The sequence below is a fragment of the Fructilactobacillus sp. YLN 2507 genome, assembly GCF_059614085.1.
Map to the genome: position 1 here is coordinate 1,160,918 of NZ_CM184303.1, position 26,364 is coordinate 1,187,281.

Here is a 26,364-nt window from a genome sequence, read left to right on the forward strand (position 1 = left end):
GGAGACTCCTGATGACCGAAAAAGTTTTAGAAGTTAAAGATTTAAAAGTTGATTTTACAACCTTAAATGGAACTGTTCATGCCATTCGTGACGTTAGTTTCGACCTTAATAAGGGAGAAACTTTGGCGTTAGTTGGTGAATCAGGTTCTGGTAAATCAGTAACGGTTCGAAGCGTGATTCAACTTTATGCTAAGAATGCCATTGTAACTGGTGGAGAAATTAAATTTCATGATCAAGATTTGCTTAAATTATCCCCCAAAGACATGGATCAAATTCGGGGAAAAGATATTTCAATGATTTTCCAAGATCCAATGACATCGCTTGATCCAACGATGCCAATTGGTAAGCAAGTTGCAGAACCACTACTCGTGCATAAAAATGCCGACAAAGCAGCTGCCATGAAACGTGCCCAAGAAGTGCTTGAACTAGTGGGAATTCCCAATGCCGCTAATCGAATGGGTGATTATCCTCACCAGTTCTCTGGTGGACAGCGTCAACGGATTGTAATTGCTATGGCAATTATCGACAATCCGGAAATTTTAATTGCCGATGAACCAACTACTGCTTTAGATGTGACCGTCCAAGCTCAAATTATTAAATTATTAAAAGATCTCCAAAAGAAAATTGGAACCTCAATCATTTTCATTACTCATGATTTAGGAGTGGTAGCTGGAATTGCTGATCGTGTGGCAGTGATGTATGCAGGTAAAATTATTGAATACGGAACAACTGATGAAATTTATTATGATCCAAAACACCCTTACACTTGGGGCTTGTTAGATTCCATGCCTACTTTAGATATCAAGGGAAAACGTTTAAAAGCCATTCCAGGAACTCCAGCTAACTTAATTAATCCCCCAAAGGGTGATGCTTTTGCTCCTCGAAATGAATTTGCCTTAGCAATTGATAAGCGTTTACAACCACCATACTTTAAAGTAACCGATACCCATTATGCAGCCACTTGGTTATTAGATCCTCGTGCTCCTAAAGTGGTGCCCCCTGTTTCAATCCAAAATCGACGTAAAAAATACAAACCAGCAAGAGGTGAAAATGATGGCTAATGAAAAAGATAAGCGTAAAGTAGCCGTTAAAGTCCGTCATTTAAAACAATATTTTAACGAGGGTAAAAAAGACGAAGTTAAAGCGGTAGATGACATTTCATTTGATATTTATGAAGGTGAAACTTTAGGTTTAGTTGGTGAGTCTGGTTCTGGTAAAACAACTACAGGACGTAGTATTATTCGCCTTTACGATCCAACTAGTGGTGAAATTGACTTTGAAGGCCAAGATATTGCTAAACTTAAAAACAGTCAGTTAAAAGATTTTCGAAAAAACTTACAAATGATCTTCCAAGATCCCTATGCTTCCCTAGACCCTCGGATGAAAGTTAAAGATATCATTGCTGAAGGAATTGATATTCATGGTTTAGCTAAGGATAGTGAAGATCGTGATCGCCAAGTTCGCGCTTTGCTTAAACAAGTTAACTTAAATCCAGAATTTGCTAACCGTTATCCCCACGAATTTTCTGGGGGACAACGACAACGAATTGGAATTGCTCGTGCTTTAGCTGTCCAACCATCATTCATCATTGCTGACGAGCCAATTTCAGCCCTTGATGTTTCGATTCAAGCACAAGTAGTTAACTTATTACAAGATATTCAAGAAGAAAAAGGGCTTACTTACTTATTTATTGCACATGATTTATCTATGGTTAAATATATTAGTGATCGAATCGCTGTTCTTTACAAGGGTAAGATTGTTGAGTTATCTGATACCGAAGAGGTTTATAATCATCCCCTTCATCCTTATACTCAAAGTTTATTATCGGCAGTTCCAATTCCCGATCCTGAATTAGAAAAAAGTCATCAGATTAAAACCTTTGATCACAGCAATCCTTTCAAAGAAGGTGAAGCCTTAAGAGAGGCCCTTCCTGGACACTTCTTATACTGTGATGAAGCAACTGCTGCTTCATTTAAATAACCAATAACTTAAAAGCCTGCTTAACGAATTAACGTTAAGTGGGCTTTTTTGAGTCATATTGTTTTAACGAAAGGTCTTAAAGAACTATGCTTAAGCTGGTAAGGATGATAATTTATCCGAAAATAAAAAGGAGCAATTATGAAAGCATTTGGAATTAAAGCATATGGTGGTCCCGAAAACATCACAGAATTAGAAGTTGAGAAACCACAAATTAATGATGACGAGGTTTTAGTTGAAACACGAGCAGAAGGAATTAATCCATTTGATTGGAAAATCGCTGAGGGAATGGTTCAAAGCTGGTTAAAATTAACCTTCCCTGTCATTACTAACTCCGACTTTGCGGGGGTAATCATCAAAGTTGGTAAAGATGTCCAGGAATTTAAAGTTGGTGACCGTGTCACTGGATTTACGTTAACGGGAGCATCTGCACAATACATCGCCGCCAAACCAAATCGCTTAGCCCTTTTGCCTGATAATATTGATTTTGTCACCGGAGCTGGAATCCCAGAAGCAGCAATGACTATTTGGCAAGGAATTTTTAATCATGCTCATATTATTCCTGGACAAAAAGTTTTAATTCAAGGTGGAGCTGGAGGTTTAGGAACTTTTGGAATTCAATTACTCCATCAAATTGGAGCAACTGTTTACACCACTGCCAGTGCTAAAAATAGAGAGTTGTTGCTCTCATTAGGTGCTGATCAAGTCATTGATTATCACACAACAAACATCAAAGATGTTTTGCAGGACCTTGATGTCGTCTTTGATACCATTGGTGGTGAAAGTGTTAGTGATGATTTTGTTGTACTTAAAGAGGAAGGCCTTCTCGTTTCGACGTTAGGTGCCAAGGCTGATGAATTAGCAAACCAAAAGCATATCCGAGTAATTGATGAAAATGCGGACTTCAACCATCTCGATTTACAACCAATCGTCGATATGATTGCTAATGACAAAGTCAAAGTTATCATTAGTGAAACTTTCCCCTTTTCAGTTGCTGGAATCCGTAAAGCAATTGAAACGAGTCAAAGTCATCACGCCGTGGGTAAACTAATTATCGATTTTAATAAATAATAGAAAATTAAAGACGCCTTTAGGTCAATTCCTAAAGACGTCTTTTTGCTTATCTAACTAGTTGGGCGTAACGATTAAAGAAACTCTTATACCCCATGTAACAGCCAATTATCGAACTAATTGACGTAATTCCTAATAACATAAAAGTTACCATGATTTGATACTTAATGGCTAAGACTGGATCTGCCCCAGCAAAAATCATTCCTGACATCATTCCTGGTAAAGCCACCAATCCAACCGTTTTGGCAGTATCAATGGTTGGCTGTAAACCTGTTTTAATTGAATCACGAATAATATTCTTGCTTGCCATCATAGGTGTAGCCCCTAAAGCTAACATTTCCATGACTTGAGAACGCCGATCCTTAAACATCGAACTCATCGTCCGAAAGCAAAGTCCCATCGCAACCATCGAATTACTAACAATCATTCCTGTAATTGGAATGATCTGGGAAGGAATAAATTTAACTGACCCATCTAATACCAACACTAACAAAATAACAATGGTACTGGTAGCAATGGCCGTTAAGGAAATTTGAAAAGAATGTGCTAACCCATTACTTCGTCCTTTGGCATTAAATGCTCCATTAAAGATAATAATACAAATTAAAGTAATGGTTAAAAACCAGTTATCAATTTTGAAAACGTATTTTAAGACATAACCAACGATAAATAATTGGACAACACAACGAACGGTTGCAACAATTAAAGATTTAGCAATCCCCAAATCTTCTTTATAGCCAATCCATAGTGCAAATAATACAAATACCCCCGTTAAGGCAAGCGCAGTGTTAGAAACAATTAAATTACTCATCGTTACGCACCTCCTTTATTTGTCCATCAGTAATTTCATATAGATGTTTCGCTAGTTTAAGTTCTTCATCATCATGTGTAATCATAATAATTGTGACGGAATGTTTAACGTTAAAATAATCAATCATCTTGTGCACACTAGCTTTACTACTATTATCTAGACCAGTGGTTACTTCGTCTAAAATCAACACTTTCGGTACAAACATCACGTTTCGCAACAAGGCAATTCGTTGTTTTTCACCACCCGACAGGCTAGTAACCTGTCGATCTAAATCATCAGCACCTAAATCTACCGTTTGAAGAGCTTTAATTGCATGCTGTTCATCAAAGGGTTTCTTTCGAATCATATATGGAAATTCCAAATTTTCGCGAACCGTATCACCAAATAAAGTTGGTTGTTGTACAGCATAAGATACTTCTCGCCGATATGAAACTGAATTTAGTTCCTTAATATTAGTACCTTCAAAATAAACGGCTCCAGAAGTAGGCGTCAATAATGAAGCTAGGAGTTTCGCAAACGTTGACTTTCCACTTCCAGAAGGCCCCGTAATTGTAACAATATCAGCTTTTTCAACTGAAAAATTAATGTCTTTGATAATTTGTTTTTGATCAATATCGTAACAAAGCTGTCTAGTCTCTAACTGTCCCATTTTTCTTCTCCTATGTCTAAATATATTATAATTATACGCTATATTTAAAACCAAGAAAAATGACAATTACTGAAGTTTATCGTTATCATGATATAATTAGATTAATTGATTCAAATAAAGGAGAAAAAATGAGAAACGAAAATAGTAATTATCGTCCTAAACGGGGTAACTTTAATCAGCATCGAAGTCCCAATTCAGGTGTACAGGTTAAATTACACCAACGCGTGACTGTCACTATCAAACGTTTGGGGATTAACGGGGAAGGGGTCGGCTATTACCGTCGAAAATTAATTTTTATTCCGGGGGCTCTCCCTACTGAAGTAGTTCAAGCTGATATCACAGATATTCAACCAAAATTTCTTCGTGGAAAAGTTGTCCAAATTGATAAAAAGAGCAAATTCCGAGTTGAACCTCGTGATTCTTATGCTAGTGAAGTTGGTGGTTTTGAACTTGAAGATTTAGAGTACAGCCAACAGCTAAAATTCAAACGTGACTTAGTTAAACAAGCACTTAGTCGCTACCATCCTCGTGGTTTTGAAAAATATGATGTTCGTCCTACAATTGGAATGGAAAATCCTTACGAATATCGAAATAAAGCAGCATTTCAAGTTCGGACTACTGCAGAGGGATACATAATTGCTGGGTTATACAAAGAAGGAACTCATGAAGTAGTCAATATGCCCACTTGTTCAGTCCAATATCCCTTAACAATGAAAGTTATGCGAGCGGTAGTTAATATGGTTGAAGACTTTGAAATTCCAACTTATGACGAAAAATCCAATTCGGGAATTTTAAAAACTATTGTAGTACGTGCTGCTTTAAATACTAATGACGTTCAAGTGGTCTTTATTACCAATTCAAACAAGTTAATCAAGAAACAAAAGTTAATTATGCGAATTGCGGAAGAACTTCCTGAGGTCACTTCAATCATGCAAAACGTTAACCCCGGCGATACACCATTGATTTGGGGTGAAGATACCATTCATTTAGCTGGTAATGAAATAATTACCGAAAAAATCGATGGGTTATCATTTGACTTATCACCTCGAGCTTTCTTACAATTGAACTCAATCATGACCCCAAAGCTTTATCATTTAGCTGGAGAAGCATTAGATCTTGATGAAAACGATTATTTAGTTGACGCTTATTCTGGAGTAGGTACAATCGGTTTAACTTTAGCAAACCAAGTTGCTGAAGTTCGAGGTATGGATACCATTAAAGAAGCTATTGATGATGCTAACGAAAATGCCAAGCTTAATCATATTGATAATGCTGAATACTTTTATGGAAAGGCTGAAGATGTGTTGCCACAATGGATGGCTGCCGGTTGGCATCCAACTGCTCTAGTAGTTGATCCCCCACGAGTTGGCTTGGATCAAACTTTAATTGATACAATTTTACAAACTCGTCCCGAAAAATTTGTGTATGTTTCATGTAACCAATCAACTTTAGCCCAAAACTTAGTTCAATTAACGAAATCATATAACGTTGATTATTTACAGCCAATTGACATGATGCCTCAAACCCCTCACGTCGAAATAGTCGTTAAATTTACCCTTAAAAAATAGGAGGAGCTTGCTCTATGGATCCATTTTTCAATGGAAATAACGATGATAACAATCAAGATGAACAAAAAAAGAACGGAATTTTCCCCTTCTTACCTAGTAATTATGCAATTGTAGTTAATGATCAAGGAACCGTGAAAGTAAATAAAGTTGGATTTTCGTATACTTCCCTTTTCTTTGGAATTTTACCAGCCATTTTACGGGCTGATTGGTATAATCTAGCTTGTATGATTGGAGTGCAGATGTTTTTCACAATGCTTATTACGTTTGTAACAGGCATCGATTTATATAGTGCTTCTGAATCACTTAGCTTCCTTTTCCACATTATCTGGGGATTTTTATACAACTTAATGTACTTTAGACATCTACAAAATCTGGGTTATCAACCAGAAAATCCTAATTCACTTAAATTGTTAGTTAAAAATCATTATTTCAAAGTTAAAGTCAAATAAAAAAATCTTCTTCGAAATGAAGAAGATTTTTTTGTTTTTTAATTTATAAGAAAGCAGTGACTGTTGCAGCAATGATAATCAAAGCTAAACCAATAAGAGTTGCAACCATTTCCTTTGGTGTTTTCTTTTGGTGAAGCATGTAAATTCCACTAAGAGTAGCAAGTACAACACTAACTTGTGAAAGAACAAATGCAGTTGATAAGCCTAAGAATTCTGGTTGAGCAGCAACTAAGTATGCTAATGCTGCAATTCCAAAGAAGAATCCAGCAATAATTTGTTTGTAAGAAACAGCTTCTTTAAATGTATTTTCTGATTTGAGATTCATCAATCCGTAAATTACAGCCATTAATAACATCCCAATAGTTTGGGGTAAGAAAGCTTCTAGTCCACTCATAGGAGCAGTTCTAGGAATAAAGCCACGTGCCCAATCAAGGTTTTCAAGTTGAGGAGCAGCTGAGTATAACCAGTATCCAATGACACCAATTACTTGATAAATCGTAGCTTTTCTTAAAGCAGCTACGTTAGTATTTTCTTTATTAGAACTCCAAGTAGTTAAAGTAGCACCAAGAATAATTACCAATAGAGCAACAATTCCAATAAATTTATGCATAGCTCCTGGCCAGCTACTTAGTGCAAAGGCTCCCCAAAGAGCAGTTACAATTAATTGAAGTGCCGTTGTAATTGGCATAACTCGAGATGATCCTACCAAAGAATAACCTTTAAAGGCCATGATTTGACCAAAGCCCCAACCAAGTCCAGACATGATTCCGAAAACTAGGTTCCAACCCATTGGGAATCCACAACCTGTGACCAAGAATACAATAAAGGCCACAATTACAGCTCCCATTGTAGCACCTAAAATTTGATTTGAAGGTTTACCACCGATTTTTGATGAAACTGTGGGGAAAAAACCCCAACCAAGAATTGGAATAAGCCCGATTAATAAAGCTAACATTCTTACGTCCTCCAATATTTTTCTGTTGTTAATTTAATTATATAACATATTTATTATAACGCACTAAATATTTATATGAAAGCGATTTCACTAAAAGTGTTTAATTTATTTCGGGTTTAAACGTTTTTGCAGCTCGAACTGCCCGAAGCCACCCATCGTAAAGACGTTTTCGTTCGGTCTTACCAATATTGGGAGTAAATAGCTTGCCAGATTCATGGATTGCTTTAACCTCATCAATATCTTGCCAAAAGCCAGTCGCTAGTCCAGCTAAGACTGCTGCTCCAAACGCCGTTGTTTCTTCATCAGCAGCTCTTTCAACCGGCTTATTTAAAATATCAGCTTGAAATTGCATCAAATAACTGTTTCGGCTTGCACCCCCATCGGCACCAAGTTGGGTAATTTCAATGTTGGCATCTGCTTCCATCGTATCAATAATATCTTTGGTGCTATAAGCAATCGCTTGTAAAGTTGCCTTAACGATATCATCATCGGTGGTCCCTCTCGTTAAACCAAATATTGCTCCTCTCACGCTTGAATCCCAGTATGGTGCTCCTAATCCAGTGAAAGCTGGGACTAAATAAACTTCGTTATTATTTTGCGACCGCTTTGCTGCAATTCGGGAAGCGGGAATGCTGTTAATTAAACCTAACTTGTCACGAAGCCATTTTAAAGCACTTCCAGCAGTAAAAATTGAACCTTCTAGCGCATAATAAACTTTGCCATTCATTCCATAAGCAATCGTAGTCAATAATTTTTCATCAGATGTCTCAGGCTTGGTTCCCGTATTCATCATAATAAAAGCACCATCGCCATAAGTACTTTCAACCATTCCTGGTTCAAGTCCCATTGATCCAATTAATGCAGCCTGTTGATCTCCTGCAATACCCGCAATTGGAACCTGAACACCATAAAACTGATAATTTTCTGTAGTTCCATATACCTCATCTGACGGATGCACTTCCGGTAACATTTGTGCTGGAATATTTAAAATATCTAGGATTTCTTGATCCCATTGTAGTTCATGAATATTGTAAAGCATTGTTCGACTAGCATTACTGTAATCCGTAATGTGATATTTACCATCTGATAGTTTCCAAACTAACCAGCTATCAATGGTTCCAAACAATAATTCACCTTTTTCAGCCCGGACTTGAGCATCAGGGACATGGTCTAAAATCCAACGAATCTTGGTAGCTGAGAAATAGGCATTCAGAACCAATCCTGTTTTTTCCCGGATTAAATCACTATAACCAGCTTGGCGCAACTGTTCAGCTATTCCAGTAGTTTGTTTAGAAAGCCATCCAATTGCATTATAAATTGGCTTCCCAGTTTTTTTATCCCAGACAACAGTTGTTTCCCGTTGATTGGTAATTCCAATTGCTTTGATTTTTTCTGGATGAATTCGTGCATCAATCATTGCGCTTGAAATTGCTGATAATACTGAACTCCAAATTGTATCTGGATCTTGCTCTACCCATCCATTTTGTTCACTAGTTTGTGGTAATAATTTAGTACTTTCAATTACCTTCCGACCACTATGATCGTAAAAAACTGCTCTCGTACTTGTTGAACCCTGGTCAATTGCTAAAACATATTTATTATCGTCATTTTCCACTGAGTCTCCTCCTTTCTCTCTTTACCAACAAAAAAGAAGTGACCTGCGTCACTCCTCCTCTAACTCATAATTAACGTTTAATTTTAACTCGGATGTCAGCATCAATTTCAACTGGTTCAACTTCTTCTTTGTAATCAAAATCAGCTTCTTTGAAATAATTTTTCATTTCGTCGTTAATCACGTTCAAGGCCCGAACATCATTTTTTTGACGATTAATTAAAATCGTGTATTCACTCGTATCTTCATCGACGTTTTCAAAAGTATAAATCACATCAACAGTATTCAAGATTTCTTGAATCATTTGGCGTTCTGTCATTTTCATAATTATGTATCCCCTTAAATGTTTTCTAACCATAAGAGTAGTCCTATTATCCTAATTTGTAAACAAAAAAATAGCTTGCAAATGAAATCAGTTTAAAAACAGTGCTATAATAGGCATACTGAATACATTTACAAAGGACGTGAAGCAATGAAAAATAAACGTGTAATCGAAATTGATAACGCTGAAAATGTCCGTGAATTAGGTGGTTATCAAACCATAGACGGTCACCACGTCAAATGGCATAAGCTACTTCGTTCTGGTAGCCTAGGATTCATCAATGATGAAGAATTAGCTTTTTTAGAAAATTATGGCGTGCGCTATGACGTGGACCTACGTTCATCTCAAGAAGTTAATGCCGTCAAAGATTTAGTTGATGGTAGCAAACTTCATTATATTTTTGATCCAGTTTTTAATGAAGATCGGACTGATAATTCGCAAGATCCTGAAGAATTTCATCAATTAGTAGAAGAAAATCCTGAATATGGAATGAAACATATGGAAGAAGTTTATCGCCAAATGATTACCCAATCACGCTGTCGCGAAGCTTTTCACAAACTATTTATGGTTTTATTAGAAAATAAAGAAGATCATCAAGCCGTGCTCTTTCATTGTACAGCTGGAAAAGATAGGACAGGAATGTCTGCTGTTTTCATTTTAGCTGCTTTGGGAGTTGATATGGATACAATCCGTAAAGACTATATTCTTACCAATGATGTCGTGAAAGATGTCATTGAACAAAAAGTCCAGGAAGTTCGAACCGCTGGTTTTTCCGACCATGCAGCTGAAAATTTAAAGACTCTTTATAGTGTCAATATGGTATTCTTGGATGCCGCATTGGAAGAAATTACGAAAAACTATGGTAACATGCAAAACTTTTTACACGAAGGTCTAAATTTAACTGATGAAGATTTATCCAAGCTTAAAGACTATTACCTAGATTAGGATTGTCGAATTGTAACGCTTATGTTAAGATAACCATATTAAATAGTTTTATTTCTGTGATGTCAGAGAATTGGCGGTTGCTGCAAGCCATGCAGGAAATAAAATGAATTACCTAACAACTTAAAATTCAAATACTAACGAGTGTAGACTTAGGTCTAAACGTGGGTGGTACCGCGCAAATTTGCGTCCCTATAGCAATCGCTATAGGGACTTTTTTACACTCAATTGGAGGATAACATGGATATTTTAGAAGATTTACAATGGCGTGGTGCCATTAACCAACAGACTGATGCAGCTGGCTTAGCCAAAGAAATTGCTGATCATAAGATTTCCCTATACTGTGGAACTGATCCAACTGGCGATAGTATGCACATAGGTCATTTAATTCCTTTCATGATTTTAGAACGCTTTGCTCGCTACGGTCACCATCCCTACATTTTAATTGGTGGGGCAACTGGTTCAATTGGAGATCCTAGCGGTCGAAAATCAGAACGTCAACTTCAAACCATGGAACAAGTTCATCATAATGAAGCTGCTTTAACCAAACAAATGAAGCACCTCTTCGGTAAAAATGCTGACATTACAATTGTTAACAATTACGATTGGACCAAAGACGTTAGTTTGCTCGACTTTTTAAGAGATTACGGAAAATTATTCAATGTTAATACCATGTTAGCTAAAGATGTTGTAGCTAGTCGTTTAGATCAAGGTATTTCTTTTACTGAATTCACTTACCAAATTCTCCAAGCTTTCGATTTTTATCATTTATACAAAGACCATCATGTACAATTAGAAATTGGTGGTTCAGATCAATGGGGTAACATTACAGCGGGAACCGATTTAATTCATCGATTAGCTGGACCTGATGCTCAAGTCTTTGGTTTAACGATTCCTTTGATGGTCAAAGCAGATGGCACTAAGTTTGGGAAAACAGCTGGTGGAGCTGTTTGGCTTGATCCCGAAAAAACATCTCCTTACGAATTTTATCAATTCTGGTTTAATCAAGATGATCGTGATGTTATCAAATATTTGAAATACTTTACTTTTTTAGATAAAGAACAAATCGATAGTTTAGCCCAAAAAGTGGAAACCGAACCTTGGAAACGAGAAGCGCAAAAAGTTCTTGCTGAACAAGTTACCGAATTTGTACATGGTAAAAAAGCTGTTGAAAATGCCGAACGAATTTCTGCCATCCTTTTCCAAGGTGATGTGCAAAAACTTTCAACTACTGAAGTAGCTCAGGCCTTTAATGGTGTTCCAACTTCAGAAATTGATAATACTCCAATTAACATCGTTGATTTAATCATGGAGCTTGGTGTAGATAAGTCCAAACGACAAGCTCGTGAAGATGTAAATAATGGTGCAATTACCGTGAATGGTATAAAAGTTACAGATGTGACAACAAAAATTAATCCTGCTGATAACTTTGATGGTCAATATGTTATTGTTCGTCGTGGTAAAAAGAAACATTTCTTAGCTAAAGTTAAATAGTTTTAAATAAAAATTGCAGCACTGAGAATTAAATCTCAGTGCTGCGATTTTTATTTAACTTAGATCATTGCTTAAATTTTTTACTAATTTCCCAATTTCATCTCTTGTATTTTCAAATTGCTGAAATATTTCTAATTCTGAACCCGTAGCTTGTGCAGGATCTGCTAAAGGACAATGAATTCTTTTAACAGCTGGTGGTGTCATTGGACATTTGTCACGAGCATCGCCACAAAGCGTCACAACTAAATTACAATCATTTAGATACGCTGAATCAATTAATTCTGATTTTTGCTGGCTAATGTCAATCCCAACCTCTGCCATTGCTTTAACTGCATTTGGATTTAATCCATGGGTTTCAATTCCTGCACTCTTGATTTCCCAATTATCAGGGAAATACTTTTTGGCAAAACCTTCTGCCATCTGACTTCTACAAGAATTTCCAGTACAAAGAAAATATATCTTTTTCATCAATAACTCCTAATAATTATTTGGCAACATTCCATAAGGGTAGTTCACCTTCACCGGCTCTAACAATTTCGCTGGCAGCATCATAAGCCATCCGATTCATACATTCTACCGTATTTGAAGCAATATGGGGAGTTAATAAAACGTTATCTAATTGATACAACTCGCTACTCAAAGGAAGTGGTTCTTCATCAAAAACATCAAGTGCCGCCCCTTTAATTTCACCGTTTTTCAAAGCCGCAATTAGATCATCCGTTTTAATGAGCGCTCCACGAGCTAAGTTAATCAAAACGGCTGAATCTTTCATCATTTTAAACTCTCGAGCCGCAACTCCTTCTTTTGTAGCTGGCAAAACCGGCATGTGTAAAGTAATCACATCTGATTTTTCAAAAAGCGTATCCCGATCGACTGGTGTCCCAATTTCAGATTCAGTTAAATGTGGTGAATAAACCAAAATATTCATGTCTAAAGCACTCATTTTTTTTGCTACCATTTTACCAATTCTACCATAACCTAGAACACCTAACGTTTTACCTGCCAAATCAAACCCTTTATGAGACTTTTTGTAGTCCCAATTCCCTTTACGCATTTGATTAGAATCATTTGTTAAGTTCTTAGATAAATCAAAAATTTCGGCTAAAGTAGTTTCAGCAACGGTTGAAGCATTTGCTAATGGAGTAATTGTAACGTAAATTCCATGTTCTTTCATAAATTTAACATCAAGATTGTCAAATCCGACCCCATTACGCGCAATAATTTTCAAATTAGGCATTTTTGTAATAGTTTCATTGGGAAATGGAGCCGTGCCTAAAATAATGCCAAACGCATCACTAGCCATATCCAATAGTGTTGAAATCTTTTTATCTGGTAATTCAATTACTTCAAAACCATTATTCTTTAAAAGTTCTTTTCCTGAATCTGATAATGTTTTTTGAACTGCTACTTTTTTACTTGTCATAAAATCCTCCATTTATTTGTTATTTTCACTAACTTTTTGTTTTTTATAAAAATCCATTAATTGATTATGCGTTGGGTAACCATCATTATCACCTGGGGTTTGAACTTGAAGTGAGCCAACTGCATTCCCGCGCATGACTGCACTTTTTAAATCTTTTTTTTCTAATAAGGCAGATATTACACCTAAAGCAAATCCATCTCCAGCCCCAACTGTATCTACTACGTGTTCTGCTTTAAAACCATTGATTGTATAAGAGTTACCATCCCTTGTTTTTACAAAAGCTCCTTTAGGACCAATTTTAACCAATACAGCTTTAGTCCTGGTCCCATTATTTAAATAAAAGTCCGCAATCTTTTCTGGATTATCACTTCCCATTAAAATTTTACCTTCATTTACACCGGGCATTACAATATCTGCATTTTTTGCTAGCTCATTAATGGTACTAATCATATTAGTTTCATTATCCCATAACGAAGGTCTTAAGTTCGGATCAAAGGTTATCAAAATTTTATTATCAACTAATCTTTTCATTAATTCTTTAAATGATTTTCTTGATATTTCTGAAAGTGCTGGAAAGATTCCAGACATATGAGCAATTTTAACTTCTGAAAGATCAATATCATCAATTTTTTGATAACTAAGCTGCGAAGCAGCTGAATTAGTACGATAATTATATGTTTGTGGATCACCATGAGTAACTAACTGCTTTAGTTGATGACCGGTCCAATGTTTTGGATCAGAATAAATATAATCAGTTCCTACACCATGTTCTTTAATAACATTTTTAGCATAAATGCCAAGCGGATCTGTTCCAACTTGAGAAATATATTGGGTTGTATGTCCTAATCGTTGTAAACCAATTGCAACATTCAATTCTGCCCCACCTAAAATTTTCAAATAGTGAGTCGAGTCTGCTAAATTATAGTTTGCATCCCGTGATGCAAACGTAACAACTGGTTCACCAATAGTAATAAATTCACTCATCTTTAATTCTCCTTAATTAGCCAAAGAAATGCCAAACTAAAATTTCATTAATAATTGAAACAATCCACATAAGTGGAACGCCTAACTTAAGCAAGTTACGTGGTGCTACTTTCATATAGTCAAGGCCCCAAACATTCCAAGACTGTGTTATATCAGTCGATACAGCTAGTAATGTAGGAACATACATTAAAGGTAGCAAGTACATGTCACTAAATAAACCAGTTGCTGAAAGAACTGCTGCAGTTGCCGCACCTGCTCCCCAAACGTGAAGAGGTCCTCTAAATAATGCTAAGGGTGATAAGATTCCAATTGCTAATGCTAAAATCAACGTGCTATGTGGAATAATAATACTAAAGATACTCTTAAATCTTGAGGCATTTAATTGGGCAGCTGCTGCAAACATTACTAATGCCATTAAAAACATAATCAACCCAGAAATATCATTAATTGATTGTTTAATAGTACTATTAAGAAAATTTTTAAATTCTTTAAAGTGTTTCATATTTCCAGTAACCAACATTGCTAAAATACTTGAAAGAATTAAAGCAGGAATAGCATCCCACTTTAAAACCATATTCAAAGCAACTGGGATAACTGGTATTAAAAATGCAATCCAACTAACATGCTTAACATTAGTTTGCTCAGTTGCACCAATAATTTCTAAATTCTTTTGAGCTTCTGCTGGATTAATCTTTTTTCGTTTAATAACAAGAAAAATTATAATGGCTAAAATTTGCACTAACATTGCAGACCAACCAAATACTAAGTAATGGGCATTATATTCTGCATGCGGGAAAAATGGTTTCATTTGATTAAATAACACAACATTAACGTACATTGCAGCACCAATTGATAATACAAAAGTAGTTAATGCCATATCACGTGGTAATCCAAGTGAAAGTAAGATTGGCAACAAAATAACTCCAATTGCAATTACTGAACCAACTCCATAAGAACCAACAAACAATAAAGCAGTTACTAATACCACAAAAATCGCAGCTAATAATGGTTTCTTTTTACCAATCTTATTAGTTTTTTCTGAAATGGCGGGTGCAATCCCACTATCGACTAACACCCTTCCAAACCATGAACCAAACACAATATAAATAATAGTTGACCCATAAGCTAAAGCTGGTTGAGAAAAGACTTTAGTGATAGCGACTTTATAAGGAATTAAACCAATTATAGTCCATAAAATTGCCATAACAAAAAAGCCAATTAATAAATCCCCACCCTTAATAATGTAGTAAATGAAGCCAATAAATGAAAGTAACAAAGCGATTGCAATAATGGTATTCATTTATTTCACCTCATCTTTCAATAAATCAAATTGCTTTTTTACTATTTGATCATTATCCATCGGATATTCCAATGCTAAATCAACTTTAGGCAATTTTTTTAATAATGCCCTCCAATCAAACTTACCAAAATCTAAATCGTCACTAGTCTCTAAAACTTTATTTTTTACTAGTGTATTTTTTAAATGAATATAATCTACAAATGGTGCCAATTGCTCGGCCGCATAATTCGCATCCTGATTAGTAAAAGCCCAATTTCCTAAATCATAAACATACCCAATTTTTACTTCATTTTGCTTAGCAGATTGAAGAAAATACTTAATATTTTCAACGTTTCCACTAATTTCGGTTTGATCGTTTTCAATATTCATTTGAATTTTATCTAATGGAAATTGTTTAAAATCTTTTTTTAAATTACCACGATATTTTTTAAAATTTCCTAAATTAAATTTAATTTTAGTAATACCCATTTTTAATCCTTCTTCAAAGTATTGTTCTAACAATGGATTAATTAATCCATTATCGTTAAACACTTCATCAGGAACACTGTAATTTACAAGTAAATTAGTATCTTTTCTTTTTTCGTTAATTAATTTTAATTCACTAGGTAAATTTTCGAAGTACTCTCGTCTAACCTCAATTCCATCTGCTCCAATCTTTTTAACTCGCTTAAAAAGATTAGATTGACTAATTCCATTCTTTATTTCATTTTCAAAAACCCAAGTATTTATAAATATTTTCATAAGTAACATCTCCTATATTGTAACCGTTTACATTACAACTATATGGTAAACGTTTACATATTATTTGTAAATGGTTATTAGGGTTTTTATGAAAATTTATTGTAAACGTTTACCATAGATGCTTTTAAAAAAACTTATTAAAAATAAGTTTTTAAAATTCTGCTGGTAGTTCAATCTTTTTAGGAAGCACTTTATTATTGTTAAGATTAGATAATATCAATTCAGCTGCATTTTCCCCCATAATAAAAGGATGTTGTTTAATTAATTTAGCTTTATCAGAAACTATATAATTTAAATTAGTATCAGAAAACCCAGTGACATAAATCGGAAAATCATTTTTAAAGTTTTGATCATTCACTAACCTTGGTAAATATTCCAATATCCATTTCTCTTTTAATGCAAATATTAAAGTATTTGGGTCTTTATCTAATTCTTTTTTAATTTCTTTCCCATAAACACTTTCAATTCCACGCAATCGTTGTTCACGAGTTGAAATCCCCTCAACTTGATTTGTAAGTACAATTGTTTTGTTTAAACCATTATTTTTAAAGTATTCACAAGCTCTTTGACTAATTGAAAAATTATCAGTAACTACACTTGGCCAAATTCCACCTTTTAATTCCCTATCAACAATAACCGTTGAAATATCATTAAGTAAATTTTGTTTTATAACATTTCGATTGGTGTTTAATGGCTGTAAAATAATTCCCGCAAACATTCGTTGACTACTTATTGATTTTAAAATTGATAATTCAGTTGTTAAGTTATTATTTGAATCCAATAAAACAGCTGTATAGTTTTCTTTTCTTAACGCAGAGCTAACTCCTTTAAATATTTCGGTTGAAAAGTAATCATTTACATCAGAAACTAAAACTGCAATTAAATTTCCCTTTTTAGTAACTAAATTTCTGGCTGCCTCATTCGGTGTATATTTCAATTTTTTTATTGCAGCTTTAACTTTTTCAGCTGTTTTGAGTGATAAATGATCCGTTTGTCCATTTAAATACCTAGATACTGTGGCTATTGATACATTTGCAAGTTCTGCTACATCTCGCATTGTGATATTATTTGTCATTATTTTACCTCTCCGAACTGCTAATAATTGTCTCAATTATACGATGTTTGTTTAGGATTCCAAAATTAACAATAAGTAATAAAAAATCTCATCTTTTAGATGAGATTCAAATAATTATTTATTAATTTGATTTTATTTAATAATTAAGTTATAAACTTTGGGTCGTAAATGATTGTGATTCCAATACTTGTAAGATTGCTTCAACGGTATCTAAAGAAGTAAACAATGGAATATCGTGTGAAATGGCAGCGCTTCGAATCTTAGCACCATCTTCTTCGCTTTCTTTTTCATTGGAAATTGTGTTAACCACCATTTGAATCTTTTGATCCATCATTTGTTGTAATAAGCTATCATTTTCGCCTAACTTTCCAACTACTGTAACTGGAATTCCAGCTTTTTCGAAGGTTTTAGCTGTTCCTTCAGTCGCAAGAATTTGATAACCCAAATTCCAAAAACGTTTCGCTAATTCTGTTGTTTCATGTTTATCACCATCTTTGACAGTAAATAAAATCCGACCATGATCGGGAACGTGAAGCTTAGCAGCTTCAAAAGCCTTATAAAGCGCCTTAGGTAATGTAACGTCAGAACCCATTACTTCTCCAGTTGACTTCATTTCAGGGCCTAGTAAGCTATCAACATCGTTTAATTTGGAAAATGAGAAAACTGGGGCCTTCACGTGAATTAATTTACTTTCTGGGGCAAGTCCAGTTTGATAACCTTGCTCAGCCAAAGATTTTCCCAAGATAATGTTAGTGGCCACTTGTGCCATTGGAATTCCTGTTACTTTACTTAAGAAAGGTACCGTTCGACTAGCTCGAGGGTTAACTTCAATTACATACACTTTTTCATTATGCACAATGAATTGAATGTTCATTAAACCGATACAACCAAGTTCAAGTGAAAGTTCTTTAGTATATTTAACAATCTGATCTTTAACCTCTGGAGACAAAGTTTGAGCTGGATAAACGGCCATTGAATCACCAGAATGTACTCCGGCTCTTTCAATATGTTCCATAATTCCAGGAATCAAAACATCTTTTCCGTCACAAATGGCATCAACTTCACATTCTTTTCCAGTTAAGTATTGATCAATTAAGACTGGATGATCATTAGAAACCTTGACAGCGTTCTGCATATAATTTTCCATGTCAGATCGTTTGTTAACAATTTCCATTGCTCGTCCCCCAAGGACATAGCTAGGTCGAACCACGATTGGATAACCAATTTCATCCGCACATTTAATTGCTTCGGTAACTGTACTAGCAATTCCACCAGTTGGTTGCGGAATGCCTAATTTTTTGATAACTTTATCAAATTCATCTCGGTCTTCAGCACGATTTAAATTAGTAACTGAGGTTCCTAGAATTTTAACCCCTCGTTTAGCAAGTGGCTCAGCTAAATTAATTGCTGTTTGTCCACCAAACTGCACTACTACGCCCTCAGGCTTTTCAATATCAATCACGTTCATAACTTCTTCCACTGTTAATGGTTCAAAGTATAACTTGTCAGAAATTGAAGAATCAGTCGAAACGGTTTCGGGATTATTATTCATAATAATCGCTTCATAACCGGCTTTTTTTATGGCCTCTACTGAATGCACCGTTGCATAATCAAATTCAACCCCTTGTCCAATTCGAATTGGACCAGAACCTAATACCAAAATTGAAGGTTTATCAGTTTTAACACTTTCATTTTCTAATTCGTACGTACTGTAAAAGTATGGCGTTTCTGATTCAAATTCACCAGCACATGTATCAACCATTTTGTAAACCGGAATAATTTGATTTTTAATTCGAAAAGCACGAACTTCATCTGAGGTTTGTTTCCATAGCTTAGCGATGCTTTCATCTGAAAAACCATTTCGTTTCGCAATTCGCAGTAAATCAACATCGTTTACGCCTGCTTTTAAAGCTTCCGCAATTTCATGAATGTGTAGTAACTTATCTAAAAAGAAAATGTGAATCTTAGTCATTTCTGCTAATTTTTCAATTGAATAGCCACGTTTGATAGCTTCATATAAGTAAAATAAACGATCATCTTGAGCTTTCACAATTCCATGGTCTAATTCTTCATTGCTTAAGTCAGCTAATTCAGGATCATCCATGTCAGTTAAGTCAATATCTAATGAACGCACAGCTTTCAAGATAGACCCTTCGATATTACGATCGATCGCCATTACTTCCCCGGTCGCTTTCATTTGGGTTCCAAGCGTCCGGTTAGCTTTGGTAAATTTATCAAATGGCCACCGCGGAATTTTGCAAACCACATAATCTAAAGCTGGCTCAAATTCTGCATAAGTAGTACCCGTAACTGGATTCATAATCTCATCAAGATTTAACCCAACTGCAATCTTAGCAGCAACCCTTGCAATCGGATAACCCGTTGCTTTAGAAGCTAATGCACTTGAACGACTAACTCGTGGATTAACTTCAATCACATAGTATTTCATACTATTGGGATCTAAAGCTAACTGTACGTTACAGCCACCTTCAATTTTAAGAGCTCGAATGATTTTCAAAGCAGCATCCCGTAACATTTGCACTTCGTCATCAGAAAGAGTTTGAATTGGAGCAAATACAATTGAATCCCCAGTATGGATTCCCACTGGATCAAAGTTTTCCATATTACAAACAACCATGGCGTTATCAGCTGCATCCCGCATTACTTCAAATTCAATTTCTTTGTAGCCAGCAATACTTTGCTCAATTAAAACTTGTGTTACAGGTGAAAGATAAAGCCCGTTATCAGCAATTTCACGAAGTTGTTCTTCATTGTCGGCAATTCCTCCTCCAGTTCCCCCCATTGTAAAAGCTGGACGAACAATGACGGGATACCCATGTTTTGAAGCAAAGGATACCGCTTGTTCAACAGTATTAGCAATTACTGACTCTGGTACAGGTTGCTTTAGATCACGCATTAACTGGCGAAATTGCTCCCGATCTTCAGCTTCGTTAATCGCTTTTAAATCAGTTCCTAATAATTTAATGTTCATTTCATCAAGAATACCTGAATCAGATAATTCCTTAGCCATGTTTAACCCTTGCTGACCTCCCAAAGTCGGTAAAATTGCATCAGGTCGTTCTTTTCTTAAGACTTGGGAAACAAAATCAAGGGTCAATGGTTCAATGTATACTTCATCAGCAACTTCTTTATCCGTCATGATGGTTGCTGGATTTGAATTTACCAAAACCACTTCATATCCGAGCTCTTTTAGTGCCAAACAAGCTTGCGTCCCAGAATAATCAAATTCTGCTGCTTGTCCAATAATAATTGGTCCTGATCCAATTACCATAATTTTTTTTACATCTGTTCTTTTAGGCATTATTCATTCACCTTTCTTGTCCAATTAAGTTGCTTATCATCCATCATCTTCATAAAGACATCAAACAAATAATCAGCATCATGGGGGCCTGGAGCAGCGTCAGGATGAAATTGAGCGGAAAAAGCTGGTAAACTATCATGTTGAAGCCCTTCCACGGTTCCATCGTTGATTTCTTCAAGTAGCACTTTTAAGTCTGTGTTGGCTACTGAATCACGGTCAACCATATAACCATGATTTTGCGAAGTAAAATCAATTCTTCCAGTTTCTAAGTTACGAACGGGATGATTAAATCCTCGATGACCAAATTTCATTTTTTTCGTTTTAGCACCATTAGCCAAAGCAAATAATTGATTCCCCATACAAATTCCAAATAATGGATATTTTTGTTCTACTTGGCGAATCATTTCTAAAGTTGCTTCAGAAACGTCACTTGGATCCCCAGGTCCATTAGTTAACATCACTCCATCTGGATTAAAGTTATCAATATCCTGTAAGGTGGCATCAGGAGGAAGAACAACTACGTCACAATTTCGTTTAGCAAGTTCTCGAAGAATTGAATACTTAAGACCAAAGTCAATTACAACAACTCGTCGACCAACTGATGGAGCTGGATAAGCATTGTTAGTAGCACTTTCAGAAATTTCGCTATGGCTTAATTCAGTTGCTTTTAATTTAGCAACACTATCATCATCAACGTGATTTAAAATAGCAGCTTTCATTGCTCCGTGTTCTCGAATATGCTTTGTAATAGCTCGAGTATCAATTCCGCTAATCCCAGGAATATTTTCCTGCTTTAGATACTCTGGAAGTGACATGCTCATTCGCCAATTAGTTGTTCGGCGAGCAATTTCACTCACAACAACTCCCTTACAGGTAGGATTAGTTGATTCTAAGTTATCCCGATTAATCCCATAGTTTCCAATTAAAGGATAGGTAAACATTAAAATTTCACCATTGTATGATTGATCAGAAATTGATTGTTGGTAACCAGACATTCCCGTACTAAAAACTAGTTCACCAACCGTTTCCTGATCTCCACCGAAGGCTTCTCCTGGATAAATATTACCATCTTCTAACACTAAATAACGTTTCTTCATGCTATCCTCCAAATTTTATGCAAATAAAAAGCTACTAATTAGTTTCCTAGTTAGTAGCCAAATTGATTATCAGGATTAAATCTCAATTGGTTTCTCACTGGAAACTTTAAATTGACAATATGTGTAGTATTAATGACCTAATTTCAACACCTCACTGGATGTTATTAAAACAACTTCAGTTCTTTTTTCATAATCTTACTTGTCATTATGCTAAATGTCAAGCAAGACCAAAAAACGGTTGAATTCGAATGAATTCAACCGTTTAAGGTTAAGCTGATTGATTTAAATGATTGTTTTTACCATGAACCATGTGATGCATGATAAGCAGCTGCGGCTTCAACTGAACCATAGCGACTAACTGCATATTGTTGTGCCACTCGTTCTTGATTTTCTGGTGAATAATCACCATTTAAATATGATGATGATAACTGATACTTACCAACATATTGACCATTACGAGCATTGTAATCATTACCAGATTCAGCTTGTGCAATCCCGCTCATTGTTCCATTAGATGAAACTGGAGTTGATTTTGCAGCAGGTGCTGATTGGGCAGCAGGAGCAGCGGTCTTAACAACTGGGGTTGTTGCCTGATTATTAGTTGATTTAGCAGGACTAGCACTTGGGCTTGTAGCTGAAGTTGCTGAACTGGCCTTGGTAGTATTTGTGCTAGTCGTGTTAGTGTTAACAGCTGCAGTAGCATTATTTGAAACTGAAGTTGCAGCTTGATTATTACTAATAGTTGCTTTTTTAGCTGGTGCTTTTGCACTCTTCTTATCTACTTTGACATTTCCCTTACCATCAAAAACAAATACCTCACCAACATAAATGGTATTAATATCTTTACTTTTGTTAGCTTTTTGAATTTTCTTTTGAGAAACTTTATATTGTTGTGAAAGAGCACTGATAGTGTCACCTTCCTGAACCGTATGTTTAACTGTTGAATTTGCGTTAACATTTGCTGCACCAGCAAACATCATTCCCAATGAAACAGCAGCCATTGCTGCGATTGATTTAGTGAACTTCATATAGAAAATTATCTCCTTATATATCGAATATTAGATTCTTCATCTAGATTTTGTTAGTGATATGTATCAACCAACATATACAAGAGTATAGATAGCAGGTTACAGACATATTACATAACGATTACTAGAAATGCATTTTCTGTAATGTTGAAACATTTCAGACATACTCAAAGGACTTTCTCATTTAAAACCTATATGCATCATAACTTAATATTACATTTTGTAATATTCAAAGACTAAATTGACTAACCAATGATGAAAAAAGCGCAAAGCCAAAATTAAAGGGCTTTACGCTTAGTAAAATTATTATTGTTTAGTTAGCTTTTTTAACCCAATTCCAGTGAATCCACTTAGAATTGAAAAAATAGGACAAAGTAGACTAAAGAAGACAAATGGCAAATAATGAAGCGTTGGAACATTCAACGTATTAGCTACAAAAACTCCAGCCACGCCCCAAGGAACTAAATAATTAATTACCGCTCCTCCATCTTCTAGAGCTCGTCCGAGTGCTTCAGGAGCTAATCCTGCCTTTTGATAGTCAGCTTTAAAAGCCGTTCCAGGTAAAATGATGGAAAGGTATTGCTCTCCAATAAAAATATTAACCCCAATTGCAGCCAACACTGTACTTAAAATTAACATCCCTGCTGAATTAATATGTGCTGAAAAGCGATCCATCACTACGCTAATTATCCCCAGATTAATCAACAATCCACCCAATGCTAAAGCAATTATAATCAAAGTCATTGTCCCAGTCATTGAAATAATGCCACCACGATTTAAAATTTGATTAATTTCAACATTCGAAGTTTTAATTTTAAAACCATTTTGCATCACATCTGCAATTTTAGTAAATGAATAGTGGTTCTGTGGATTAAATAAGGTCATTAAAATTGTAAATACAATGTTAATGAATAACGTTGGAATAGTAGGAATCTTAGTCCAAGCACAAATTAATAGTAATAAAACTGGAATTAACATCCAAGCCGAAACTGTAAAGTTACTGGTCAAAACTTGAGAAGTATTAGTGATTTTTGCTAAACTAGCTGTTCCATGTGTTCCTCCAATTATCGAGAAAAGAACTAATGAAATAACAAATGCTGGAACTGTAGACCACATCATGTTTTTAATATGATCATAAAGGTTGTCTCCTGCAATTGCTGAGGCTAAATTAGTCGTGGCAGATAGCGGCGACATTTTATCACTAAAGACAGCTCCAGAAACAACTGCTCCAGCAATCATAGCGGGATCAATTCCCATCGTAGTTCCAATCCCCATTGCTGCAATTCCAACAGTTGAAATAATTGTAAAGGCACTTCCAATAAAACAACCAACAAATGCACACATTAAAAATACTGACGGCAAAAACCACCGAATACTAAGAATGTGAAAACCATAAACCATCAAAGTTGGAATTACCCCAGACATAATCCAGACTCCAATTAGTGAACCAATTAATAGGAAAATAAATAAAGGAATAATTCCATTTTTTACTCCGATCACAAAACTGTCATTAATATCATCCCAACTATAACCGCGTAACCGTCCCCATAAAATCAATAAAAAGATTACACTTAGAATTGGAACAACTGGGGTTAAATGTAGTTCAATAATTCCTAAGCCCATAATTACTAACATTGTTAGCAGAATTGTCACGGCTTCCCATAACTTAGGCTTAACCATTCGAGTTCTCCGTTTCGGCTAATTTACGATTTAAATAATGAGCTAACTTTTCGACTGAATAAACCCCAGTTACTTTCTCAATCCCTTTACCGTCTTTGAATAACACAAATGTCGGCATCCCATACACTGAATATTCTTTTGCAATGGATTGTTGTTTATCAACATTCACTTTAGCAAATTTAACTTTTCCTGCAAATTGTTTTTCCAACTGTTCCAAGACTGGATCCATAATTTTACAAGGTCCACACCAAGATGCCCAAAAATCGACAAGCGTCATTGGACCTTCCACTGCTGTTTTAAAATTTGATTGATTTAAATTAACTGACATGCTTACTCCGCTTTCTGATGAAGTGAATTATAATAGTTACTCCAATTGAAAGAATTACAAAAATTCCAAACAAAGCTGATGGAATTTCAATATCAATCATTGGAATTGAGAGTAAGAGTTTTACCCCAATTACAAAAACTAACACATAGGCCATCGTTTTCAATTCTGGAACTTTCTTCATTAAAGCCATCACAAACTCGGCAATTCCCCGCATGGCTAGAATTCCAACCATACCACCAATTAATACCACAACTGGATTAGAAGAAACAGCTAAAGAAGCTAGGACAGAGTCAACTGAAAAAAGAATATCCATCATTTCAATTTGAACAACAACCCACCAAAAAAACTTTCGACTATTTGGATTGCCCTTTTCCTTAATTGGTACTTTATTACTTTTTTTACCAAGCTTGGGAAAGAAATACTTTAATGCTAAGTAGATTAAGTAAGCAGCCCCAATCACTTTAATTTCCCAAAAGTGAATTAAGTACACCCCAATTCCAATCACAAGAAAGCGAAAGATATATGCTCCCCATAATCCATAGAAAAGTGACTCTTCTTGCAACTTCTTAGTTGGTAAAACTTGGGTCTGCGTTGCCAAAACAATAGCATTATCAACTGACATCACACATTCTAAGATTACCAAAGAAAGGATAATCAACCAGTCATCACCTGAGGTAACTACTGTTTTCCAGTTGTTTAAATCAAAAAATGGTCCATAAAGTTGTTGTATTAATGCAAACAATTAAACTCCTCCTTAGTTATTAATGGCCTGTTTATCATATTTTGCTAAATTATGCGTTTCAATTACTTTAATTAATTTTTTGGCATAATCCGGATCAGTGGCATAAGTGTTCTTTTGGAGTAACTTAGCCTGTTCTTTATAACTTGTAATTCCAGACTTATGCAAAAACTTATCATACAGAGCTTGATTATGATCTTCAATTGCAGTTTGAAGATTAGGATACTTTCTAAATTGCCCCACTTGCGTAATATGTTTACCATTAATATACTCGCCAGTTTCGTATGAAATTGATTGTCCTTGATAAGTCCCTTTAATTCCAAATGGGTTAAAAGCATTGGTATAAAGCTTTGATTTTCCCCAATCAGACTCTAAAATAGCCTGCGCAATTACAATACTAGGTAAAACTTGTTTATTTTTCTTGTATAAATCAATTGACGGCGTGGCAACTTGTTTAATAAACTTATTATGTTGCTTCAACACTGGGTCATGAGCCCGTTGATATGCTTTTTCAGACTTAATTAAATTCTGTTGATTAATATGCTGACGAATTTTGTAAGTCCCAAACAATAGACCAACCGTTCCAAAAACAATTACAAAAGCGATAATTGGATACCAAATACTGTTACCGTTCTCATCGGTTTTAATTTTAAGTTTCATATATAAGCCACTCCTTTAATATTTTCCATTATACTCTATCACCTTTAATTTTTGATTAATATCATGTTTCAATAATATATACGCGTTTTTAATTATATTCTAAACTTTTACCGTATTTTATAATATAATTAACAACA

Annotated in this window: 25 protein-coding genes; 7 read left to right on the forward strand and 18 right to left on the reverse strand. The window is 35.2% G+C overall.

The window, feature by feature from the left end:
* Positions 1–11 precede the first annotated feature (11 nt).
* From AC0GLY_RS06040 to AC0GLY_RS06050, 3 genes are all read left to right on the forward strand, one after another.
* Positions 12–1,061 (forward strand): ABC transporter ATP-binding protein, encoded by a 1,050-nt coding sequence (locus AC0GLY_RS06040; protein WP_496611272.1) that lies wholly within the window; start codon positions 12–14, stop codon positions 1,059–1,061.
* Positions 1,054–1,980: an ABC transporter ATP-binding protein gene (locus AC0GLY_RS06045; protein WP_496612265.1), complete on the forward strand. Its 927-nt coding sequence runs from the start codon at positions 1,054–1,056 to the stop codon at positions 1,978–1,980. Before AC0GLY_RS06040 ends, AC0GLY_RS06045 begins: the two co-directional genes overlap by 8 nt.
* Before the next feature lie 138 nt (positions 1,981–2,118).
* Positions 2,119–3,048, forward strand: coding sequence for an NADP-dependent oxidoreductase (locus tag AC0GLY_RS06050; protein WP_496611273.1), 930 nt, complete (start codon positions 2,119–2,121; stop codon positions 3,046–3,048).
* Between the two features lie 49 nt (positions 3,049–3,097).
* Here AC0GLY_RS06050 and AC0GLY_RS06055 read toward each other — a convergent pair whose 3' ends face one another.
* Both AC0GLY_RS06055 and AC0GLY_RS06060 read right to left on the reverse strand, forming a co-directional pair.
* A complete protein-coding gene (locus AC0GLY_RS06055; RefSeq protein ID WP_496611274.1) occupies positions 3,098–3,859 on the reverse strand; it encodes an ABC transporter permease in 762 nt (253 codons plus the stop codon).
* Positions 3,852–4,508 carry an ABC transporter ATP-binding protein gene (locus AC0GLY_RS06060; protein ID WP_496611275.1) on the reverse strand — a complete coding sequence of 219 codons (657 nt, stop codon included), beginning with the start codon at positions 4,506–4,508 and terminating at the stop codon, positions 3,852–3,854. Before AC0GLY_RS06060 ends, AC0GLY_RS06055 begins: the two co-directional genes overlap by 8 nt.
* A 128-nt stretch (positions 4,509–4,636) precedes the next feature.
* Here AC0GLY_RS06060 and rlmD point away from each other — a divergent pair, with 128 nt between their 5' ends.
* Together rlmD and AC0GLY_RS06070 are read left to right on the forward strand one after the other, a co-directional pair.
* Positions 4,637–6,076, forward strand: coding sequence for a 23S rRNA (uracil(1939)-C(5))-methyltransferase RlmD (rlmD, locus tag AC0GLY_RS06065; RefSeq protein WP_496611276.1), 1,440 nt, complete (start codon positions 4,637–4,639; stop codon positions 6,074–6,076).
* A 14-nt stretch (positions 6,077–6,090) separates the two neighbouring features.
* Positions 6,091–6,525: a hypothetical protein gene (locus AC0GLY_RS06070; RefSeq protein WP_496611277.1), complete on the forward strand. Its 435-nt coding sequence runs from the start codon at positions 6,091–6,093 to the stop codon at positions 6,523–6,525.
* 43 nt (positions 6,526–6,568) lie between these two features.
* Here AC0GLY_RS06070 and rbsU read toward each other — a convergent pair whose 3' ends face one another.
* The 3 genes from rbsU to AC0GLY_RS06085 all read right to left on the reverse strand — a co-directional run bounded on the left by rbsU (position 6,569) and on the right by AC0GLY_RS06085 (position 9,417).
* Entirely contained in the window at positions 6,569–7,480 is a 912-nt protein-coding gene (gene rbsU / locus AC0GLY_RS06075; protein WP_496611278.1) for a ribose/proton symporter RbsU, read from the reverse strand.
* 100 nt (positions 7,481–7,580) lie between these two features.
* Positions 7,581–9,095 carry a glycerol kinase GlpK gene (glpK, locus tag AC0GLY_RS06080; protein ID WP_496611279.1) on the reverse strand — a complete coding sequence of 505 codons (1,515 nt, stop codon included), beginning with the start codon at positions 9,093–9,095 and terminating at the stop codon, positions 7,581–7,583.
* Positions 9,096–9,165: 70 nt separating this feature from the next.
* A complete protein-coding gene (locus AC0GLY_RS06085) occupies positions 9,166–9,417 on the reverse strand; it encodes a hypothetical protein (RefSeq protein ID WP_496611280.1) in 252 nt (83 codons plus the stop codon).
* Between the two features lie 147 nt (positions 9,418–9,564).
* On the opposite strand from AC0GLY_RS06085, the gene AC0GLY_RS06090 reads away from it, so the two are divergent.
* Both AC0GLY_RS06090 and tyrS read left to right on the forward strand, forming a co-directional pair.
* Complete coding sequence (locus tag AC0GLY_RS06090) at positions 9,565–10,359, forward strand: tyrosine-protein phosphatase (protein ID WP_496611281.1); 795 nt, start codon at positions 9,565–9,567, stop codon at positions 10,357–10,359.
* A gap of 237 nt (positions 10,360–10,596) precedes the next feature.
* Positions 10,597–11,850, forward strand: a complete 1,254-nt coding sequence (gene tyrS / locus AC0GLY_RS06095) for a tyrosine--tRNA ligase (protein WP_496611282.1) — start codon at positions 10,597–10,599, stop codon at positions 11,848–11,850.
* Between the two features lie 54 nt (positions 11,851–11,904).
* Here tyrS and arsC read toward each other — a convergent pair whose 3' ends face one another.
* The 13 genes from arsC to AC0GLY_RS06160 form a co-directional block, all read right to left on the reverse strand.
* Positions 11,905–12,318 (reverse strand): arsenate reductase (thioredoxin), encoded by a 414-nt coding sequence (gene arsC / locus AC0GLY_RS06100; RefSeq protein WP_496611283.1) that lies wholly within the window; start codon positions 12,316–12,318, stop codon positions 11,905–11,907.
* A 16-nt stretch (positions 12,319–12,334) separates the two neighbouring features.
* On the reverse strand, positions 12,335–13,273 hold the full coding sequence (locus tag AC0GLY_RS06105; RefSeq protein ID WP_496611284.1) for a phosphoglycerate dehydrogenase: 939 nt from the start codon (positions 13,271–13,273) through the stop codon (positions 12,335–12,337).
* Between the two features lie 12 nt (positions 13,274–13,285).
* Entirely contained in the window at positions 13,286–14,257 is a 972-nt protein-coding gene (locus AC0GLY_RS06110; protein WP_496611285.1) for a sugar kinase, read from the reverse strand.
* Positions 14,258–14,273: 16 nt separating this feature from the next.
* Positions 14,274–15,557, reverse strand: a complete 1,284-nt coding sequence (locus AC0GLY_RS06115) for a gluconate:proton symporter (RefSeq protein WP_496611286.1) — start codon at positions 15,555–15,557, stop codon at positions 14,274–14,276.
* Entirely contained in the window at positions 15,558–16,298 is a 741-nt protein-coding gene (locus AC0GLY_RS06120; RefSeq protein ID WP_496611287.1) for a sugar phosphate isomerase/epimerase family protein, read from the reverse strand.
* 151 nt (positions 16,299–16,449) lie between these two features.
* Positions 16,450–17,373: a LacI family DNA-binding transcriptional regulator gene (locus tag AC0GLY_RS06125; protein ID WP_496611288.1), complete on the reverse strand. Its 924-nt coding sequence runs from the start codon at positions 17,371–17,373 to the stop codon at positions 16,450–16,452.
* A gap of 148 nt (positions 17,374–17,521) precedes the next feature.
* Positions 17,522–20,695, reverse strand: coding sequence for a carbamoyl-phosphate synthase large subunit (carB, locus tag AC0GLY_RS06130; RefSeq protein WP_496611289.1), 3,174 nt, complete (start codon positions 20,693–20,695; stop codon positions 17,522–17,524).
* On the reverse strand, positions 20,695–21,792 hold the full coding sequence (locus AC0GLY_RS06135; RefSeq protein WP_496611290.1) for a carbamoyl phosphate synthase small subunit: 1,098 nt from the start codon (positions 21,790–21,792) through the stop codon (positions 20,695–20,697). Before AC0GLY_RS06135 ends, carB begins: the two co-directional genes overlap by 1 nt.
* 296 nt (positions 21,793–22,088) lie before the next feature.
* Positions 22,089–22,820, reverse strand: a complete 732-nt coding sequence (locus AC0GLY_RS06140) for a LysM peptidoglycan-binding domain-containing protein (RefSeq protein ID WP_496611291.1) — start codon at positions 22,818–22,820, stop codon at positions 22,089–22,091.
* Between the two features lie 306 nt (positions 22,821–23,126).
* Complete coding sequence (nhaC, locus tag AC0GLY_RS06145; protein WP_496611292.1) at positions 23,127–24,500, reverse strand: Na+/H+ antiporter NhaC; 1,374 nt, start codon at positions 24,498–24,500, stop codon at positions 23,127–23,129.
* On the reverse strand, positions 24,493–24,828 hold the full coding sequence (trxA, locus tag AC0GLY_RS06150; RefSeq protein ID WP_496611293.1) for a thioredoxin: 336 nt from the start codon (positions 24,826–24,828) through the stop codon (positions 24,493–24,495). Before trxA ends, nhaC begins: the two co-directional genes overlap by 8 nt.
* Positions 24,818–25,570, reverse strand: a complete 753-nt coding sequence (locus tag AC0GLY_RS06155) for a TerC family protein (protein ID WP_496611294.1) — start codon at positions 25,568–25,570, stop codon at positions 24,818–24,820. Before AC0GLY_RS06155 ends, trxA begins: the two co-directional genes overlap by 11 nt.
* Positions 25,571–25,582: 12 nt before the next feature.
* Complete coding sequence (locus tag AC0GLY_RS06160) at positions 25,583–26,227, reverse strand: glycoside hydrolase family 73 protein (RefSeq protein WP_496611295.1); 645 nt, start codon at positions 26,225–26,227, stop codon at positions 25,583–25,585.
* Between the last annotated feature and the right edge of the window lie 137 nt (positions 26,228–26,364).

What these genes read in the sequence shown, in the direction of transcription:
- AC0GLY_RS06040 (WP_496611272.1), top strand. Translation starts at nt 12, where the DNA reads ATGACCGAAAAAGTTTTAGAAGTTAAAGATTTAAAAGTTGATTTTACA.
- AC0GLY_RS06045 (WP_496612265.1), top strand. Translation starts at nt 1,054, where the DNA reads ATGGCTAATGAAAAAGATAAGCGTAAAGTAGCCGTTAAAGTCCGTCAT.
- AC0GLY_RS06050 (WP_496611273.1), top strand. Translation starts at nt 2,119, where the DNA reads ATGAAAGCATTTGGAATTAAAGCATATGGTGGTCCCGAAAACATCACA.
- AC0GLY_RS06055 (WP_496611274.1), bottom strand. Translation starts at nt 3,859, where the DNA reads ATGAGTAATTTAATTGTTTCTAACACTGCGCTTGCCTTAACGGGGGTA.
- AC0GLY_RS06060 (WP_496611275.1), bottom strand. Translation starts at nt 4,508, where the DNA reads ATGGGACAGTTAGAGACTAGACAGCTTTGTTACGATATTGATCAAAAA.
- rlmD (WP_496611276.1), top strand. Translation starts at nt 4,637, where the DNA reads ATGAGAAACGAAAATAGTAATTATCGTCCTAAACGGGGTAACTTTAAT.
- AC0GLY_RS06070 (WP_496611277.1), top strand. Translation starts at nt 6,091, where the DNA reads ATGGATCCATTTTTCAATGGAAATAACGATGATAACAATCAAGATGAA.
- rbsU (WP_496611278.1), bottom strand. Translation starts at nt 7,480, where the DNA reads ATGTTAGCTTTATTAATCGGGCTTATTCCAATTCTTGGTTGGGGTTTT.
- AC0GLY_RS06085 (WP_496611280.1), bottom strand. Translation starts at nt 9,417, where the DNA reads ATGAAAATGACAGAACGCCAAATGATTCAAGAAATCTTGAATACTGTT.
- AC0GLY_RS06090 (WP_496611281.1), top strand. Translation starts at nt 9,565, where the DNA reads ATGAAAAATAAACGTGTAATCGAAATTGATAACGCTGAAAATGTCCGT.
- tyrS (WP_496611282.1), top strand. Translation starts at nt 10,597, where the DNA reads ATGGATATTTTAGAAGATTTACAATGGCGTGGTGCCATTAACCAACAG.
- arsC (WP_496611283.1), bottom strand. Translation starts at nt 12,318, where the DNA reads ATGAAAAAGATATATTTTCTTTGTACTGGAAATTCTTGTAGAAGTCAG.
- AC0GLY_RS06105 (WP_496611284.1), bottom strand. Translation starts at nt 13,273, where the DNA reads ATGACAAGTAAAAAAGTAGCAGTTCAAAAAACATTATCAGATTCAGGA.
- AC0GLY_RS06110 (WP_496611285.1), bottom strand. Translation starts at nt 14,257, where the DNA reads ATGAGTGAATTTATTACTATTGGTGAACCAGTTGTTACGTTTGCATCA.
- AC0GLY_RS06115 (WP_496611286.1), bottom strand. Translation starts at nt 15,557, where the DNA reads ATGAATACCATTATTGCAATCGCTTTGTTACTTTCATTTATTGGCTTC.
- AC0GLY_RS06120 (WP_496611287.1), bottom strand. Translation starts at nt 16,298, where the DNA reads ATGAAAATATTTATAAATACTTGGGTTTTTGAAAATGAAATAAAGAAT.
- AC0GLY_RS06125 (WP_496611288.1), bottom strand. Translation starts at nt 17,373, where the DNA reads ATGACAAATAATATCACAATGCGAGATGTAGCAGAACTTGCAAATGTA.
- carB (WP_496611289.1), bottom strand. Translation starts at nt 20,695, where the DNA reads ATGCCTAAAAGAACAGATGTAAAAAAAATTATGGTAATTGGATCAGGA.
- AC0GLY_RS06135 (WP_496611290.1), bottom strand. Translation starts at nt 21,792, where the DNA reads ATGAAGAAACGTTATTTAGTGTTAGAAGATGGTAATATTTATCCAGGA.
- AC0GLY_RS06140 (WP_496611291.1), bottom strand. Translation starts at nt 22,820, where the DNA reads ATGAAGTTCACTAAATCAATCGCAGCAATGGCTGCTGTTTCATTGGGA.
- nhaC (WP_496611292.1), bottom strand. Translation starts at nt 24,500, where the DNA reads ATGGTTAAGCCTAAGTTATGGGAAGCCGTGACAATTCTGCTAACAATG.
- trxA (WP_496611293.1), bottom strand. Translation starts at nt 24,828, where the DNA reads ATGTCAGTTAATTTAAATCAATCAAATTTTAAAACAGCAGTGGAAGGT.
- AC0GLY_RS06160 (WP_496611295.1), bottom strand. Translation starts at nt 26,227, where the DNA reads ATGAAACTTAAAATTAAAACCGATGAGAACGGTAACAGTATTTGGTAT.